Raw genomic sequence first — 17,622 nt, forward strand, 5'->3', positions numbered from 1 at the left:
ACTGGCGCTCCCAGCCGCGCGGGCTGGAGCATTTGTTTTTCGATATGAAGCACGGGCAGCGGTAAGCGTCAGCGTTCGTTCTCCCGATTGTTTGCTCCCCTCTCCCGCCTTGCGGGAGAGGGGCGGGGGAGAGGGCAAGCCGATCAAATCTCGACATGGTCGGCAAGCAGAACCTCCAGCCCGCGCCCCCCAACCCCCACCCCCAGGCGCCGGCGAGGGGGGCCCCCCACAACCCCCCCCCGTCCCCCCCCCCCGCCCTTGGGGGTGGGGGGGGGGGCAGCGGGCAAGCCGATCAAATCTCGACATGGTCGGCAAGCAGAACCTCCAGCCCTCTCCCCCAACCCCTCTCCCACTTGCGCGGGAGAGGGGAGCCCATCACATCCCCCCACATTCCCCCCGCACCGCACCATCCCTCAAACGCCCATAACGAAGGGATAACCATGATTGCCGCGCCCTGACGATGGCGCGACCATCGGCCTCAATAGATTGCAGCGGCATTACAAAATGCGGGTGCCCCACGAGCCGGCCCGCGCGTCACAGAAGTAGTCGTAGAACGAACTCTGGGAGACACCATGCAAGTCTATGACAGCCTCGTCTATATCTGCGCCATGTTGCTGCTGTGCATGTATGCCTATCTGGGCGTGCAGTCGCAGAGCCTGGCGTTCAAGTACGTCTCGCCGGCCATCGTCGGCGTGCTCGTCTTTGCCTATTCGCTGATGCCGATGCGCCCTATTGGCTGATGACCGCAGGGCGTTCTCGCATCGTGTTCATGCGCCTGCGCGAAGCAGGCCGCTGATGGCCGCGTGAAGTTCGCCGGGCACTACGGGCTTGTGCAGCAGCGCGGTGCCACCAGCGTGGACATTGCGCAGGCGATCGGCGGCGGTATCGCCGGTGATGATGATGGTGGGAATCTGGCGGCCCGCGCGTTCGCGGATAGCCGCCGTTGCCTCGTGGCCGGTACGCTGACCGCGAAGGCGATAGTCCGCCAGGATCAGGTCGGGCACGAAGCCGCTGTCGACCACGGCGAGCGCGTCTTCTTCGGTTTCGGCGGTGCGGCTCGGACAGTTCCAGACAGAGAGCAGTCCGGCCATCGCCTCGCGGATGGCGGCGTCGTCGTCAATCACAAGGACGCGCAGGCCGTCGAGCCGCACGGCGATGTCGGGATGCGCAGTTTCCTCGGGCGCCGTCCAGGCCAGCGGCAAGCGCAGCCGGAAGACCGATCCCCGGCCGGGGGCGGACGCCACCGTCACGCGCGTCTGCATCGTGCGCGCAAGTCCTTCGACAATCGCGAGCCCCAGCCCCAGTCCCTTGCGCTGGTCGCGCTCCGGATTGCCGAGCTGGTGGAATTCCCGAAAGATCTCGACGTGCTGCGCAGCGGGAATGCCGATGCCGGTATCCCAGACTTCCACCGACACATGAAAGCGCCGGATCCGGCAACCCACGAGCAGCCCGCCGCTGTGTGTGTAGCGGATAGCGTTGGCAATCAGGTTGCGCAGGATGAGTTCGATCAGCGTGGGGTCACCGAACAGCGTGGCCGTGGTGTCGCGCGTGCGGTAGACCAGGCCGCGTTCGTTGGCTTGCGGCGCGAACTCGTTTTCCAGCTTGTGCAGGATCGGCTGCAGCCGGAAGGGTTTGGGGCGCGGCGTCACCACGCCGGCATCGAGCTTTGAGAAGTCGAGCAGCGTGTTCAGCATCTCGCGTGCTGCGCCAGACGATGCCTCGATGTGGTCAAGCAACTGGCGCTGATGAGGGTCGAGCGACGTGCGGCCCAGCGAGACCAGGAACAGGCCAAGTGCATGCAGTGGCTGGCGCAGGTCGTGGCTGGCCGATGCCAGGAATACAGACTTGGCGCGATTCGCTTCTTCGGCGGCGCGCTGCGCATGGCCCGCGCGTGCGGTCTGGTTGCGCAACTGTGAAATCAGTTCCACGTTCTCGAAGCGCAGCGCAATGGCATGCGCAGCTACGCGCGAGTAGTTGCGCGCAAACACGATCAGCACAAACAGGTAGAGCGGCGTGCCGAGGAACATCGGCAGGTAGGCCACATCGTGCGTGTTCAGGAAGACGATCCACACCGGCACGATGGCAGGCACGAAGAAGCCCACGGCCACGGGCAGGCAGGCCGAGAAGACTGCCAGCGCGGCGGCGCTCATACCGGCGATCAGCGACAGCACGCAGATCACCACCGCCGGCGAGCGGATATCGAGATAGAGCCATGCGGCCAAGCCCCACAAGCTGCCGATCAGCACCAGCATGGCGGTCATGGCGCGGGCGTAGCGGCCCGACCCGGATTCGGTCAGCCGGCCCGGCAGGGCGAAGCGGCCAAAATGCGCGAGGGCGCAGAGCGCCACCGTCGCGGTGGCCCACGGCAGGCCGCCCGGGTGTCCATCGGTCAGCGCCAGCCCTAACCCCAGGATCAGCGCGGCCAGTGAGCAGCCGAGCATGGCCATGCCGAAGCTCTGGTCGATCAGCTCCATCTGCCCTGTGAGCAGGCGCGGCTCGGCGTAACGGGGAAGCAGGGGCAGGCGGCGCAGCAGGGGCGGGAGCGACAGGGCCATGGTTGCGCGGAATCAGCGCTGGGCCTGCACGAGGCCGCGCCGCTGCGCTTCCAGAATGGCCTCCACGCGGCTGACCACGCCCAGGTGATCGAGGATCGCCGCCACATGAACCCGCACCGTGTTTTCGGACAAGCCCAGGTGATAGGCAATGACCTTGTTCGAGCGGCCCAGGTTGAGCTGGTTCAGCACTTCCAGCTGGCGCGGTGTGAGCTGGCTCGGCTGGTACGCGGATGTGGCCAGGGTGCGGTGTTCCTCCGCGGGAAAATGCGTGCCGCCCGCCAGGCAACCCGCAATGGCTTGCTCGATCTCGTGCGCATCGGCGGACTTCGGCAGGAACCCGGCAATCTCGCGGCGCGCTTCGGCCGGGATCGCCTCGATGCCGGAGGTGCCCGAGACGATCACGATGCGCGCGGCCGGAAAGTGCCGCCGCAGCACCCGTATGCCCTCGATCCCGTTCAGGCCAGGCATCTGGATATCGAGCAGCACGATATCCACGGGCTGGGTGCCATGCTGCTCCACGGCCTGCATCACGGCGCCAGCCTCGATGATCGACGCCACGCTGGGGCTGTCGGCCAGCAAGAGCTTCAGGCCGGTGCGAAACAGGGTGTGATCGTCGATAAGCAGCAGGCGGGCGCGCGACATGGGGGCAGGACGCAAGTGGCGGAAACGGCAGGTTCCTGATTGGACTGGATTCGACGCGGCTTGTCCATGCCCGCACGGCCTCGATCGATAGAAGTAGTCCGGAAAGATTATTGGCAGCGTAGTAGGCCGGTGACAGAGTCGGCCATGGACAAATTCCGCGACTTGTCCATACCACTTCTCATACCCGCTACCTCCCGGCTGCGGGTATTTTTTTGTGTGGCGATTGAGGACGTCAGGCAGCCTTGCCTCGGCCTTTGACTTCCTGAAGTGACCTATGACAATCACGGATAAGTGGCGCCGAAGTCCCCCACTCACCGTACCCCTCACGCAACAAACGCCCGATACCCCTCTTTTCATGTATTGCAAACGGTACATGCAATGCTGTTACAATCGACACGTTTGCTTACAAAAAGTGATTTTTGTAGCAGAAAAAATAAATATATCGGGGTGGAGTCTGCTATGAAGGTTGTCGTTCCCTTCCTGTTTTCCGCATTGGTTGTCGTTGCCGGGTGTGCACAAAGCCCGGAGTCGCAGTTGGCGCCGCGTTCGCAGACGGTGCGTCTGTGCAATGGCAATAGCTGCACGGATCAGGACCGCCGTATCTCGACGTTCCAGGGCGCCCCGGTGGATGCCGAGGCCGAGCGGCGCTTCAACGCGCTGGTGCAGGTGGCCGAGCGCAATCCGAACGCGGCCTATGACCTGGGTTTGCGCCTGCTGCGTGGCGATGGCGTGGAGCGCAACAGCTACCAGGCAATCGAATGGCTGCGCAAGGCTGGCGACAACGGCCACGTGCAGGCCCAGTTGGCGCTGGGGCGTCTCTACCTGATGGGTTTCGAGGAAATGGGCTCGGACCCCGCCGAGGCGGAAGCCTGGCTGACCCGTGCGGCGGCCAAGGGCAACAAGGAAGCCGCCGAACTGATTCCGCAAGCGCAGGCCGCCAAGAAGGACGAGCAGGCCCTGTATCGCGTGCGCGAAGCCTATCGCAAGTCCTGGATCGGTTGGTACAGCGGTTATCCGTACTACTACGTCTGGGGCAATTCCGGCTGGTACCTGCGTTAGGCATGGGTTGAGGCCTGCGGCAGGTTTGCCACGCAGGCCACTTCCGCCCCCGCTCGCGCCGGAACACTTCCCGCGTGGGCATCGCTCCCTGAATCTCTTATCTATCCGTCTACAGGAACGCGTTTCTCATGCAGAAGAAGACATCTTTGCGCCTGGCCACCCTGGCCGCTTCCCTGGTTCTGGCAGGTTGCGCCGGCATGCCCGGTGGCGGCGGTTCGATCACCACCGGCAACGCGCCGACGGCCGCCACGGGCGCTGCGGGCGGCGCCACCAGCGTGAATGCCAATCCGACGCTGGAACGTTGCGACAAGCCGCTTGGCACGCTGGCGGTGGACGATGGCCGGGGCAAGGAGTGGTATGCAAGCTTTGGCGCCACCACCAAGATCACGACCATCGAGCCGCTGATCCGCCTGGCCGTGCAGCAGTCGAACTGCTTCGTGATCACGTCGGTGGGTAACAATCGTACCGAGAGCAAGCTCACCGCGATCACGGACAAGCAACGCAACTCGGGCGAGTTCCGCGCCGGTTCGAAGCAGCAGAAGGGTCAGCGCGTGGCCGCCGACTACTACATGGAACCGGCCATCATCATCGACAACGATCCCACGGGCCAACTGGCCGCGGGCGTGGGCAGCCTGTTCGGCAGCGTGGGTGCGCTGGTGGGCGGCGCCATGTCGAGCAAGGTTTCCGTCGTGACGCTGACCATGATGGACATCCGCTCGGGCGTACAACTGTCGATCTCGGAAGGCAATGCGACGGCCACCAACTTCGGTGCGGCGCTGGGCGCGTTCGGCGGCGGTGCCGCTGGCGGTCTGGGCGGTTTCTCGCGCACGCCGGAAGGCAAGGCCACCGTGGCGGCGTTCATGGACGCCTACAACAACATGGTCGTCTCGCTGCGCAACTACAAGGCCCAGGAAGTCAAGGGCGGCCTGGGTCGCGGCGGCCAACTGAAGGTCGGTTCGTAATCTGCCTCGCTGATCTCCTGGCCCGCCCCGGCGGCGGGCGGGAGATCGACCCGCCTCGTCCTGAGGCGGTTTCTTTCCAGCTTGATGTTTGGGTCGACGTTCTAGTCGATCAGCCTGCCGTCCGCATCGAAGAACGGATGCAGCTGGCCGTGGTCGCCGCTGGCGGCCAGATGCGTGACCAGTCCGTGCGACGGGTGCCACCAGTGCAGCAGGTAGCCAGGTGGCTCCATGCGAAAGCGCGACGCGGCTTGCGGATCGAGGTCGAGCGCCACCTGATGGGCCGGGCCCGGTGCGGTCATCGCAATCGTGCCGCCGAAGCGTCGCGTGATGTGCCGATGCAAATGGCCGCAGATCACGCGTTCCACCTGCGGATGGCGGGCGATAACCGCTTCCAGCGCGGCGGCGTTGTCGAGCCCCTGCACGTCCATGTGTCCGATCCCGGTATGAAAGGGCGGATGGTGCAGCATGACCAGCGTCGGGCGCACGGGAGCGGCATTCAGCGTGGCGTCGAGCCAGGCCAGGCCATCGGGTTGCACGCGGCCGCCGGGCTGACCGGGCTGCGTGCAGTCGAAGCCGATGAGCCGCAGCGGTCCGGCATCGATGGCGTAGTGCATCGGTGCCTCGCCATCTCCGGCTTCGAACAGGTAGTCGTGATCGGGAAAGACGCGCCGCAGCGACGTGCGGTGATCGTGATTGCCGGGGAGCAGTTTCACCGGCATCGGCAGGCGCTGCAGGATATCGCGCAGGAAGCGGTATTCGTGCTCGTCGCCGAAGTCGACCAGATCGCCGGTGACCACCACGATGTCGGCCAGTTGCGGCGCAGCCAGGATGGTGTCGATCAACGCATGCAGTGCACCGGCGGTGTCCACGCGGCGATAAGACAGCTTGCCGCCCGCCTTGATATGCAGGTCGGTGATCTGGGCGACGAGATAGGGTTTGCCGAGCGCGTCAGGCGTGTTGGGCGTGTTGGGCGTGGCTACGGTCATGCGGCTTGTGGAAGGGTGATCAGGTGATTGGTGTCGATGCGCAGGCCCACGCGCTGGCCGGTCTGCCAGGCGTCGCGCCGTGCCGTATCGACGATGAGCGGTGCACCGGCGCCGACATCCACCAGCAGACGTGTGTGATCGCCGAGGAATAGCGCGGTCACGATCGCGCCTTCCACATGCGCGTGATCGGCCTCGACCAGCGTGACGTCCTCGGGGCGGAACATCAATCGCACCGATGCGGACACCGGCATCTCCTGTGGCGGGCCCATCGGCACGGTGCCGCCCGGCACACGCCAGCGGCCGGCTTCGGCCTGCCCTGTCAGATGGTTCATCGTGCCGATGAAGTCCGCCACGAAGGCATTGGCTGGCTGGCGGTAGATATCCTGCGGCGTGCCGGATTGCGCAATGCGGCCACGGTCCATCACGATGATGCGGTCGCCCAGCGCCATGGCTTCGGCCTGGTCATGGGTGACATACACCGCCGTGATACGCAGGCTGCGCAGCAACTGGTTGATATCGGCGCGCAGGGTGTCGCGCAGCTTGGCGTCCAGCGCGGTGAGCGGTTCATCGAGCAGCAGCACGCGCGGCTGCACGGCGATGGCGCGGGCCAGCGCCACACGTTGACGCTGGCCGCCCGATAGCTGATCGATGCGCCGGTCCGCGAGCGGTTCCAGATGCATCATCGCAAGCATTTCATCCACGCGGCGGCGACGCGTGGCGGCATCGGTGCGGCGCACACGCAGGCCGTAGCCGATGTTCTCGGCCACGGTCATGTTCGGAAACAGCGCGTAGTTCTGGAACACCATGCCCACGCCGCGTCGCTCGATGGGTTGGTCCGTCACACGCGTATCGCCGAACCAGATCTCGCCGCCGGCATCGGCCTGCTCCAAACCGGCGATGATGCGCAACGTGGTGGTCTTGCCGCAGCCCGAGGGGCCGAGCAGCACGACCGTTTCGCCAGCGCCGATGTCCAGGTCGAGCGGTTGCAGCGCGACGGTGCCATCGGCAAAGGTCTTGGCGCACTGGCGCACGCGGATCGAAGTCGGTTCATGCATGGCGGGTCTCGGCGGCAGGGCGCGTGGTCGTTTGGGGGGAGGTAGCGAGCGGGGCAATGGGCTCGGCAACGGCATCCGGCGTGTGGCGGCGTGCGCGAGCACCCAGCGCACTCATCCACTGCATGAAGACCAGCAGCGGAATGATCATCACGAAGAAGACGATGGTGTAGGCGGAGCCGATTTCCAGCCGCATCGACGCGTAGCTGTCGGCCAGTCCTACGGGCAGTGTCTGCGTGGTGGGGGTATGCAGCATCCACGTCAGGTTGAATTCGCCCATCGACAGCGTGACCACCATCAACGCGCCGGCCAGGATGCCCTGGCGGCAGTTCGGCAGCACCACGGTGAAGAAGCGTTGCATCCGCGTGGCGCCCAGGCTGGCGGCGGCGTCTTCGAGCGTGCGGATGTCGATGGCCGAGAGAATCGCCAGCACCGATCGCACCATGAACGGCAGCGTGAACAATACGTGACCGATCAGGATGAATACCCAGCTTGTGCGCAGCCCTTGCAGGCTGCCGTAGAGCAGGATCAGCCCCAGCGCGGTAGCCAGACCCGGCACCGCCACGGGCAGCATCAGCAGTTCCTCGATCAGCCGCGTCACGCGATTGCGGCGCAGTGCCATGTAGTACGCGGCAGGCACGCCGATTACCAGCGTGCAGGCCAGGCAGGCCAGCGCGATGCCCACCGACAGAAAGATGGTGTTGCGATACAGCGACCAGACTTCGACGAGCCAGCGCGTGGTCAGCCCGCTCGACAGCCCGACGAAGATGTTGTTGGTGAGGCCGGCCAGCACGGACAGCACCACGGGTACGGTCATGAATGCGCAGACGGCCAGCGTGAGTGCGAGTTGCAGCCAGTATCCGGTGCGGCGGGGTTGGGACGTGACAGATGTTTTCATCGATGAAGTCCCTCAGGCCGTGGCGGCAACGGCGTCGCCGGAGTACCAGCGCGCCAGCGCCAGCAGGGCCCAGGTGACTACGCCAAGCAGGATCGACAGCGCGGCGGCCATGCCGAAGTTGGCGTAGTTGGTGAACTCGTTGTAGATGGTCAGCGGCAGCACGTCGAGTTGCGTGGCCAGCGTAAAGGCGGTGCCAAACGCGCCCATGCTCGTGGCAAAGCAGATGGCACCGCTCGACAGCATGGACGGCATCAGCGCGGGCAGCATCACGTCGCGCACCACGCGCCACGGGCTGGCGCCCAGCGAGCGGGCCGCTTCTTCCAGCGAGGTATCGAGCTTTTCCACGGCGGCCATCACGGTCAGGATCACGCGCGGAATCGAAAAATAGAGGTAGCCGACGAACAGGCCGGTCAGCCCATAGGCAAAGGTCCAGCGCTCGCCAACGAGTGCATCGCCGATGTTGGCAAGCAGGCCATTGCGTCCGCCGAGCATGATGACCATGAAGCCGATCACCACGCCGGGGAACGCCAGCGGAAACGTCAGCATGGCCACCAGCATGGGCTTGCCCGGCACGGTGTGGCGCTGCAAAAACGTGCCCGAAATGCCGGCGATCACCAGCGTCGCAAACGTGACGAGCGCGGACAGCACCACGGTGACCAGCAGGCTGTGCAGGTACCGTGGGCTCGACAGCACGATCCAGTACACGCCCGCGCCCTGCTTGCCCGTCAGGCTGACCTCGATCAGGCGCGCCATCGGCAGGCAGAAGAACGCCAGGAATACCACGAGCGCTGGCAGCGCGAACAGGAAGAGGGCGGGGGAGCGTTGGGTCATGATCGAGGGTGGGCTGCGCGGACTTAGCGCACTTCCTTCAGGTACTGGTCGCTGAACGCCTTCTGCACCTGGGCCATCTTGCCGAAGTCCACGGGCTTGGCGCGTGCGTAGTCAGCGGCCGGCAAGAAGCGCGACTGCACCTCTGCTGGCATCGGCACGTTGCGCACCGGACGCAGGTAGGCGTTGGCCCACAGCGCCTGGCCTTGGTCGGACAGCACGAAATCCAGCACCTTGCGGCCGTTGTCGGCATGCGGCGCGTTGTTGACCAGGCTCATCACATACGGCACCACCAGCGAGCCTTCCTTCGGAATCACGAAGGCCACGTTGGCGCGGTCCTTGTACTTGGCGCGATAGGCGTTGAAGTCGTAGTCCAGCAGGATGGGGATTTCACCGGAGAGCACGCGCGCATAGGCGGTCTGCTTCGGCACGATGGGCTGGTTCTTCTGCAGGTCGCGGAAGAACTTGAAGGCCGGGCCGAAGTTGTCGAGCGTGCCGCCCAGGGCCTGGTTCACGGCCACGGCGCCCACATAGCCGACGAACGCGCTGGCCGGGTCGAGATAGCCGATCAGGCCCTTGTATTCGGGCTTGAGCAGGTCAGCCCACGACTGCGGCACGGGTTTGCCGCGCAGCGCATCCACGTTGACCATGAAGCCGAGCGTACCCGAGTGGATGGCGAACCAGTTGCCCTGCGGGTCCTTGAGACCGTCGGGGATGTCGTTGAAGTGCGCGGGCTTGTACGGCTGCGTCACGCCATCGGCCTTGGCCTGGATGCCGAAGGTCACGCCGAGGTAGGTCACGTCGGCCACGGGGGCGGCCTTCTCGGCCACGAGTTGCGCGAGCGACTGGCCCGAGTTCTTGTTGTCGTGCGGCACGGTGACGCCGGTCTTTTCCTTGATCGCGCGGATCTGCGCGGCCCAGTCGGCCCATTCCGGCGGGCAGTTGTAGCAGATGGCGGTCTGCGCGGCGGCGCCCTGGCTGAACGTGGCAGCAAGCGTGGCGGCGGATGCGGTGATGGCCAGCCAGCGCAGCGGGCGGCGCCAGAAGGATTGCGTCGACATGTAAGGCTCCCTGGTGAGGTATCGGATAACGGGGTGAGTCTGACGAAGGTGCGGCAACAGCGAACAAAAACTCGAAGTCAGGCGGGCGGACCGACGGTGCCATCGATACGCAGCGCATGCGGCAGCAGCAACGCGCTGTCATCGGCGCCGTTCTGGGTCATCTCTTCGATCCTGGCACCGGCGCCCTGATGGCCCAGGCGGCGCAGCAGGCGCGCAATGGCCTGGGCGCCGATATCGGCGTTGGGCTGCACGACGGTGGCCAATGGCGGCTCGACGAGCGCCCCGAGCGCGATGCCGTCGTAGCCGAGCACCGACACATCGCGCGGCACACGCAGGCCCAGGCGTTTCAGGTCGGAGATCACGCCGATGGCGAGCAGGTCGTTGGTGCAGAAGAATGCGGTAGGCGCGGAGGTGGTCCCCATCAGCGCGCGAATCTGGTCGGCGTTGCTGGCGGTGTGCGAAGGCAGGTTGACCGGTTCGAGCACCGGCAGGCCGTTGGCCTGCATCGCATCCTCGTAGCCGGCAAAGCGCTGCCGTGCACGGTCCGATGCGGTGAAGGCGCCTGACACGACAGCGATGCGCTGGTGCCCGGCGGCGATCAATGCCCGGACGCCTTCGGCGGCGCTGGTGCGGTTATCGACGGAGACGGAATGGCGCGGCTGCCCATTGGGTTGCCCATTCGCACGCATGGTCACCTGGTTGTAGGCCAGCACGTATGGCACGGCTTCCTGGTCGAGTTGATCGAGCACGTTGCTGTCGCAGGCATCGGCCACGGTCAGGACCATGCCATCGACGCGATGCCGCAACAGATATTCCACCCGCTCGCGCTCGCGTGCCGGATCGTAGTTGCTGGTCACCAGCATCAGGGAGTAGCCTGCGGACATTGCCGCTTCTTCGATGCCGCGCCAGCATTCGGCAAATACGGCGTTGTCGAGGGTGGGCAGCATCACGCCGATGATGCGCGTCTGCTGGGCGCGCAGCTTGGCACCGAGCAGGTTGGGGCGGAAGGACAGGCGCCGTGCGGCGTCATGCACGCGCTGGGCGGTGGCCTCGCGCACCAGTTGCGGATGGCTGAAGACGCGCGAGGCGGTGGCCAGCGATACCTTGGCAGCCAATGCCACATCGGCCAGGGTCACGCCATGGCCGGGTTCGGCCGAAGCAAGGCGGGGCGTGAGTGCGGCACGACGGGATGGCGGCATGGTTCCTCTCGGATCGATCGCTCGAACACTCAATGAAAACGTTTTCATTGAAGCGCCGAAAAATCAGGCGTCAAGGAATATCTGCGCTGCACTGCCGCAATTTGGTCAGTGCAGGCTCCCGCGCCTGTCATTGCCGCGCATTGTCACGGGCAGGTGTGACGGGACGATGACAGGCGGGAATTGGCGCGCCGCCGTTACTTCGTCTTGGGTGCCGCGCTGAACGTTTTGTTGGCGATCTTCCACACCCCGTCGATCTGCAGCAGATTCATGTAGTCAGTAAAGACCACTTCCGGATAATCGAGCACGATCTTGGCCGTGGCCGCATTGCCCACCACGTCGAAGCTCGCGATATGGCGGCGGCGCTGCGCCTCGTCCGGCTGCGGCTCACCCTGGAAGCGCTTCGAGAATTCCTCGACGGTCAGCGAGTGCAGGGCGCCGTCGCGGAAGGAAATGATGCGGGCGTCGGCGTGGAAAGCCGCGAAGATAAACTCGGCCCGGCCTGTGCGATGGGCTTCCAGGTATTGCTCCAGCGGGGCAAGGGCGGGAATGTGCTGCGAGGTGGCGGCGGGGTTGGTCATGCTTGTCTCCGGTTGGTCTGGGGTGGAACGGCCGATCATTGTATCCGTAAATTGTATGCAAAATAGTGGATGCGTCGACGGATGCTGGCTGGGCCACCCTCCCAAAGCAGTAGGCGGCAACACTCAAGTCGGGCTGGCGCATGCCGATAGATCAGCAGTGGGAGTGGCATCTGCCCACAGCTGATTCGTACAAGAACGATACCTAGCCTGTTTGAGCGCAAAGCCTTGTCACGACCTCTGACGCCCTCCATTGCCGATTGCCTCGAACACAAATTGCTGCGGCCGGTATTCCAGCCGATCGGCTCGCTCGTCACGGGCGATGTATTTGGTTACGAGGCACTGATCCGCGGCCCGGCAGGCTCGCCGCTGGAGAGCCCTATCGCGTTGTTCGCCGAAGCGGCGCGCGTGGGCAAACACGTTGCGCTGGAGCGGCTGGCTGCGCGTATCTCGATCCGCACGTTCATGGACCTCGGCCTGCCGGGCAAGCTGTTCCTGAACTACAGCGCGGATTCCCTCCGCGACATCGAAGACACGCGCGACGAGGTGCGCGTCTTCCTGCAGGGGCAGGGTCTGCCATCGGACCGCATCGTGCTGGAACTGACTGAACAGGCGCCGCTGGGGCCGATGGAAACACTGGCCAAGGCCGTGTTCTCGATCCGTAGCCGGGGCGCGCAGTTTGCGCTGGACGACTATGGCACCGGCCACGCCAGCCTGGGGCAGTGGATCGCCCTGAAACCGGACTATGTGAAGATTGCCCGCGTGATCATCGACGGCGTGGCATCGTCGCCGTTCCAGCGCGAGGCACTGCAGGCGCTATGCAAGCTGGCGCGGACATCGGGCACCCAATTGATTGCCGAAGGGATCGAACGAGAGGACGACCTCGTGGTCTGCCGCGATCTGGGCATCGACCTGGCGCAAGGTTACCTGCTGGCGAGACCGTCGCCGGAACCGCCGCTGACGTTGTCGGACGCGTCGCTGCGGGCGCTGCATCGGGGACGGTTGCGGTTGGCGAAGTAGGATCTGAATTTCGCCCCTCTCCCGCCTTGCGGGAGAGGGGCGCAAACAAAGATGGGAAGACAGGCTTCTACAACGCCGCAGGCGCCGAAGCCGCGGCCCCGCTCGCTTCCACTGGTTCGACCTCCACCTCCGAAGCCGGCACCGCCTCCACCACCTCACCCGGGTCCAGCGCCATGCCGTTGTCGGTGGCAACCGATGGCGACGAAGCCGGTGGCAACGCCTCCGCCTCGGTAGTCGGCAGCACAGGCCGCCGTGGCGTAGGTCTCGGCGCTGACACCGCTTCTTCAGCCTTCTTCGACGCGAACAGCTTCTGATACCAGCCGCGCACCGTATCGGTCAGTCCCGAATACCAGGTCCGCTGATCGACTTCCGCAAAGCGGGCGCGACCATCCACCACCCGTGCACGGATGGCGCGCTGATAGAAATCACCGACGATGGGTAGCGCGCTGTGGGCGCCCTGGCCCCAGTAGTCGCTGCGCAGCGTCACGCGGCTGTCGTTGAAGCCCACCCAGGCACCGGCCACGAGCTGCGGATGCATCAGGATGAACCAGCCGTCGGCGCTGTCCTGCGTGGTGCCGGTCTTGCCGGCCACGTCGGCGCGGATGCCGTAACGGCTGCGGATGGCCGTAGCCGTGCCCCGGTCCACCACGTCACGCATCACGTCGAGCAACGTATCGTTGGCCGTGGCCGACAGCGCGCGCTCTGGCGAGGCAGGCCGGAACTGCGCCAGCAGGTTGCCTTCGCGGTCCTCGATGCGCGTCAGCATCGACGGGGCGATGTACTGCCCGCCATTGGCGATGGTGCCGTAGGCCGACACCATTTCCCTGAGCGTGACCGGACTCGTTCCCAGCGCCAGTGACGGTACTTCTTCCAGCTTGCTGTCGCGCACGCCCATGGCGCGTGCCAACCGCGCCACGCGCTCCGGCCCGATGGTCTGCACGAGCTGCGCGGTGATGGTGTTCTTCGAATAGACCAGTCCGTCGCGCAGACTCATGGCGCGTCCCGTTGGCGGGGATTCGTCGGCAGGGCGCCAGATTTCGCCGCCGGCGAGTTTCATTTCCACGGGCTGGTCGATGAACGTTTCGTCGGGGCTTTCGCCGCGAGCGAACGCGGCGCCGTAGACAAACGGCTTGAACGTGGAACCGGGCTGGCGGCGCGCCTGTGCCACGTGGTCGAACGCGTCGACGCTGAAGTCGCGGCTGCCTACCCAGGCGCGGATCTCGCCCGTGGCTGGGTCCAGCGCCATGAAGCCCGCCTGCACGCGGGTCTTGGTCTGACGCAGTGTCTGCATGAATACGTTGTCGCGCATCAGGTGCTGCAGCACCTCGTCCTCGGGCTGCCCGGCCGCCACGGCGTTGCGGAACTCGGGGGTCTCGCGCACGAATGCCTGCACCAGTGCGCGGCTCTCCCCCCATCCTGCACGTGGTGCCCATGCGGCATTGGCAATCGATTGAAGCTGGTTGCCCTGACGTGCCACGGCCTGGTTGGCTGCCGCCTGGAGCCGCGAATCGATCGTCGTGCGGATGACCAGTCCGTCCGTATAGAGGTTGTAGTCGTGGCGGTCTGCCCACGCGATCAGCCATTTGCGCAGTTGCTGGGCAAAGTGCGCGGCCGGGCCCGGCTCCTCCACCTGGCGCTCGAAATCGATCCGCAGTGGCCGCTTGACGAGGATCGCGTAGCGTCCGGCGTCCAGCTTGCCGCGCTTGACCATCTGCCCGAGCACGACATTCCGGCGCTCCAGCGCGCGCTGGGGGTTCTGCACCGGGTTGTAGTAGCTGTTGCCCTTGAGCATGCCGATCAGCGTGGCGGCTTCAAGCACGTCGAGCTTGCGGGCGGACTTGTCGAAGTACGTGCGCGCGGCCATCTCGATGCCGAACGCGTTGTACAGGAACGGCACCGTGTTCAGGTACGTCTCCAGGATTTCTTCCTTGGAGTACAGCGCCTCGATCTTGAACGCGGTGATGGCTTCCTTGAGCTTGCGCGTCATGGTGGGCGCCCGCCCGATATCGTCCGGATACCGGTTGCGCGCCAGCTGCTGCGTGATGGTGGACCCGCCCTGACGGTCGCCCGAGAACGTGTGCAGCGCGGCGGAGGCCGTGCGGCGCCAGTCCAGCCCATGGTGCTGATAGAAGCGATGGTCCTCGGTGGCGATCAGTGCATCGACCACGTTGGGCGAGATATCGGCCAGGGTCACCCAGTCGCGATTCGCCCAGCGGTAAACCGCCAGTTCCTTGCCGTCGGCCGAGAGGACCTGGGCGGGCTGTTCGGACTTGGCCTTGCGGATATCGCTGATGCCCGGCGTGAACGGGATCAGGACGATGACATAAAGCAGGAACAGCGCCGGGATGGCAGCGACAGCCAGCAACGCGGTGCGCCGGGTAGGGCGGTGCAGGTGCTGGCGCAGCGGTGCGAGCCGTGGGGCGATATGGGTCTTGTAGAAATCCGGGCGCATCGAGGCAGGCAGGGCGGACGCGGGCAAAACGCCACGAAACCGTCAAATGCCTTTCACAGAAAGGCTGCATCGTACCAAACCGCGGATCGGGAAAACCCGTATGTTTTGGTGCGAAAAAACAACGAGACGCGGCTTTTCGATGTACTCGCACCAAAGTGCGGCCAGACCGTCACATGAATTTCACATTCGATTGAAACAATTCGCCTGCCCCCAACGGTCATCGTTTCGGAAAGTGACAGAAATGTAAGGTTCACGCAGCCGGGACGAGGCGGGGAAGCATCTCAATGTCTTAACAAAACGAGAAACTCACAGTGAAGAAAGCTCTATTTGCGCTGGCAGCTGCAGGCGCCTGCACCCTCTCCGGCGTGGCGTCGGCCCAGTCGGCTTCCAACGTGACGCTGTACGGTATCGTCGATGCTGGCGTCGAATTCGGCAACCACGTGACCCAGTCCAACGGCGCTGGCCAACCGGCCACCGTGGGCAATTCGGTCCGCATGAGCTCCGGCAACCTGTCGGGTTCGCGTTGGGGCCTGCGTGGTGCGGAAGACCTCGGCAACGGCCTGAAGGCGATCTTCACGCTGGAATCGGGTTTCGACATCGACACCGGTACGTCGGGCCAGGGCAGCCGCCTGTTCGGCCGCCAGGCTTTCGTCGGCCTGCAAGGCACGTTCGGCGCCGTGACCCTGGGTCGCCAGCAGAACTCGCTGTACGACCTGTTCGGCGCCTACGACCCGATGGCTGTCGGCCCGAAGTTCTCGCTGAATTCGGTTGACTCGGCCTTCAACGGCCGCGCCGACAACGCGCTGAAGTACACGGGCAAGTTCGGTGGCCTGACCACCACGGCCTTCTACAGCACGGGCCGCGACAACAACGGCGAAGTGCCGGGCGACTACAAGGCTGGCCGCAACTTCGGCGCCGGTGTGGCCTACGCCGCTGGTGGCTTCTCGGTGGGCACCGCCTACGACCAGTACCAGGGCGCCACGACGGCTGTCTCGGACAAGGCCGTCAAGCGCTGGGCCCTGGGCACGTCGTACGACTTCCAGGTAGCCAAGGTGTTCGCCGGCTATCGCTGGATGCGCGATGACGGCATCGCCAGCGCCACGACCGCTGCAACGCGCAACAACGTGTACTGGGTGGGCGGTCTGTACCGCGTGACGCCGGCCCTGTCGCTGACGGGTGCCGCGTACTACCAGGACACCAACAACAGCGACAACGATCCGTGGATGTTTGTGCTGTCGGCCGACTACGCGTTCTCGAAGCGTACCGACGCATACCTGAACATCGGCTACACGAAGAACAAGGGCAACGCCGCCCTGAGCATGAGCAGCTCGATCCCGGTTCAGGCAGGTTCGAACCAGACCGGCGCCGTGGTCGGCATCCGTCACCGCTTCTAAGCAGGAGACACCGGCAGACGGGGCCTTTCCCCCCGCCCCTGCCGGATAACAAACGCCCCTCACCCGACTTGGCGGGAAGAGGGGCGTTCTGTTTTGGGGGGCGCGTTCGCAGGGTCAGTTGGGCACGGCACCGTTGTCCGAGGCGCGCAGCCGCTCCAGCGAGCGCGTGAGCATTGCACCCTCCTCGGCATCCACCGTAGCGTGAAGCGTCTCTATGGCATGGTGCAGCCGGTCACGGTCAGGGCGCGACAGGTGGCGCGCGGTCTCCATCGCTTCCAGTTCCTTGTCCACACGCTTGGTCAGCTTGCGCACGAACTCGGGATCGAGCTGGCCCTGGCTCGCACCATGGGCGATGTGATAGATCAAGGCGGCCAGACCGTCGGCGGTGGTTTCCGTGCTGGCAGGAGGATTGCGTTTCATGGCGACTCCGTTTTGCTGGTCTGTTTCATTCTAGAGAGTCCACCGATGGAAAGACGTTGCGATGTGTTTCCGAAGTGGGGCGAATGTGGCGCCTGAGCCGCTACGCTTTCTTATTGCCGAAATATTTCATCACCAGAATGTCACGCAGCCGGTTCCGCAGTACAAGTCGGGAACCTCGGATGCGACCGCAGTCGCCTCGGACCGGCGTGGATGCCTTGTCGTTAAGCCACGGAAGCTCACGGTTGCAGACAGAAGCGCCGGGCATGGCGAGGACCTTTGTGTAGAGCGGGGAATCGGGCCGTCTTCAGGACGGCTCTTTTTATTTGGGGCACTGCAACAGCCTCGGGACGTTCCAGCGGGATCGACGAATGTAGTTGTTCCCGGACATGGTGCATTCGCTGAAGCCGTCAAAGACAACATCCACGCCTTGGCCACTAGAGAGTTGAATAGCTTCCGCCGCGAAGTGTCAATCCGGGTGGGCCTGTCAGGAATTTTGTGTGTAGGGCATAACATGTCGTT

General features: G+C 64.9%; 16 protein-coding genes. 5 read left to right on the forward strand and 11 right to left on the reverse strand.

The features are described 5' to 3' along the window. Nucleotides 1–572: 572 nt before the first annotated feature. Nucleotides 573–740 carry a hypothetical protein gene (locus ABDB81_RS12120; protein WP_171020470.1) on the forward strand — a complete coding sequence of 56 codons (168 nt, stop codon included), beginning with the start codon at nt 573–575 and terminating at the stop codon, nt 738–740. A gap of 27 nt (nt 741–767) precedes the next feature. On the opposite strand, the gene ABDB81_RS12125 is transcribed toward ABDB81_RS12120, so the two are convergent. Further along, nucleotides 768–2,555: a hybrid sensor histidine kinase/response regulator gene (locus ABDB81_RS12125; RefSeq protein WP_160473542.1), complete on the reverse strand. Its 1,788-nt coding sequence runs from the start codon at nt 2,553–2,555 to the stop codon at nt 768–770. A 12-nt stretch (nt 2,556–2,567) separates the two neighbouring features. Further along, the gene (locus tag ABDB81_RS12130; RefSeq protein ID WP_137926909.1) at nt 2,568–3,197 is read right to left on the reverse strand and encodes a response regulator transcription factor; all 630 of its coding nucleotides are present in this window, start codon (nt 3,195–3,197) and stop codon (nt 2,568–2,570) included. 459 nt (nt 3,198–3,656) lie between these two features. Between ABDB81_RS12130 and ABDB81_RS12135 the strand changes: the two genes are divergently transcribed. After that, nucleotides 3,657–4,256 (forward strand): tetratricopeptide repeat protein, encoded by a 600-nt coding sequence (locus ABDB81_RS12135; RefSeq protein WP_137926908.1) that lies wholly within the window; start codon nt 3,657–3,659, stop codon nt 4,254–4,256. 128 nt (nt 4,257–4,384) lie between these two features. Then, complete coding sequence (locus ABDB81_RS12140) at nt 4,385–5,218, forward strand: hypothetical protein (protein ID WP_160473543.1); 834 nt, start codon at nt 4,385–4,387, stop codon at nt 5,216–5,218. Nucleotides 5,219–5,319: 101 nt separating this feature from the next. On the opposite strand, the gene ABDB81_RS12145 is transcribed toward ABDB81_RS12140, so the two are convergent. From ABDB81_RS12145 to ABDB81_RS12175, 7 genes are all read right to left on the reverse strand, one after another. Further along, nucleotides 5,320–6,204, reverse strand: a complete 885-nt coding sequence (locus ABDB81_RS12145) for a phosphodiesterase (RefSeq protein ID WP_346811306.1) — start codon at nt 6,202–6,204, stop codon at nt 5,320–5,322. Beyond that, nucleotides 6,201–7,259, reverse strand: a complete 1,059-nt coding sequence (locus ABDB81_RS12150) for an ABC transporter ATP-binding protein (protein ID WP_137926905.1) — start codon at nt 7,257–7,259, stop codon at nt 6,201–6,203. The genes ABDB81_RS12145 and ABDB81_RS12150 overlap by 4 nt, the downstream gene beginning before the upstream one ends. Beyond that, nucleotides 7,252–8,154, reverse strand: coding sequence for an ABC transporter permease (locus tag ABDB81_RS12155; protein WP_160473545.1), 903 nt, complete (start codon nt 8,152–8,154; stop codon nt 7,252–7,254). The genes ABDB81_RS12150 and ABDB81_RS12155 overlap by 8 nt, the downstream gene beginning before the upstream one ends. Before the next feature lie 12 nt (nt 8,155–8,166). Next, on the reverse strand, nt 8,167–8,985 hold the full coding sequence (locus ABDB81_RS12160; RefSeq protein WP_346811308.1) for an ABC transporter permease: 819 nt from the start codon (nt 8,983–8,985) through the stop codon (nt 8,167–8,169). Nucleotides 8,986–9,008: 23 nt separating this feature from the next. Further along, nucleotides 9,009–10,043 carry an ABC transporter substrate-binding protein gene (locus ABDB81_RS12165; protein WP_137926902.1) on the reverse strand — a complete coding sequence of 345 codons (1,035 nt, stop codon included), beginning with the start codon at nt 10,041–10,043 and terminating at the stop codon, nt 9,009–9,011. Between the two features lie 77 nt (nt 10,044–10,120). Next, a complete protein-coding gene (locus ABDB81_RS12170) occupies nt 10,121–11,242 on the reverse strand; it encodes a substrate-binding domain-containing protein (RefSeq protein ID WP_137926901.1) in 1,122 nt (373 codons plus the stop codon). 194 nt (nt 11,243–11,436) lie between these two features. Continuing rightward, nucleotides 11,437–11,820, reverse strand: a complete 384-nt coding sequence (locus ABDB81_RS12175; RefSeq protein WP_137926900.1) for a nuclear transport factor 2 family protein — start codon at nt 11,818–11,820, stop codon at nt 11,437–11,439. Nucleotides 11,821–12,045: 225 nt separating this feature from the next. Between ABDB81_RS12175 and ABDB81_RS12180 the strand changes: the two genes are divergently transcribed. Continuing rightward, the gene (locus ABDB81_RS12180) at nt 12,046–12,837 is read left to right on the forward strand and encodes an EAL domain-containing protein (protein WP_237380457.1); all 792 of its coding nucleotides are present in this window, start codon (nt 12,046–12,048) and stop codon (nt 12,835–12,837) included. 67 nt (nt 12,838–12,904) lie between these two features. On the opposite strand, the gene ABDB81_RS12185 is transcribed toward ABDB81_RS12180, so the two are convergent. Beyond that, entirely contained in the window at nt 12,905–15,289 is a 2,385-nt protein-coding gene (locus tag ABDB81_RS12185; protein ID WP_346811310.1) for a transglycosylase domain-containing protein, read from the reverse strand. 311 nt (nt 15,290–15,600) lie between these two features. Between ABDB81_RS12185 and ABDB81_RS12190 the strand changes: the two genes are divergently transcribed. After that, nucleotides 15,601–16,683, forward strand: coding sequence for a porin (locus ABDB81_RS12190; RefSeq protein ID WP_137926899.1), 1,083 nt, complete (start codon nt 15,601–15,603; stop codon nt 16,681–16,683). Between the two features lie 114 nt (nt 16,684–16,797). Here the strand turns inward: ABDB81_RS12190 and ABDB81_RS12195 are convergent, their stop codons facing one another. Beyond that, the gene (locus ABDB81_RS12195) at nt 16,798–17,103 is read right to left on the reverse strand and encodes a hypothetical protein (RefSeq protein ID WP_137926898.1); all 306 of its coding nucleotides are present in this window, start codon (nt 17,101–17,103) and stop codon (nt 16,798–16,800) included. Nucleotides 17,104–17,622 lie beyond the last annotated feature (519 nt).

This window comes from Cupriavidus sp. DL-D2 (assembly GCF_039710735.1).
In the GTDB taxonomy this organism is placed as follows: Bacteria; Pseudomonadota; Gammaproteobacteria; order Burkholderiales; family Burkholderiaceae; genus Cupriavidus.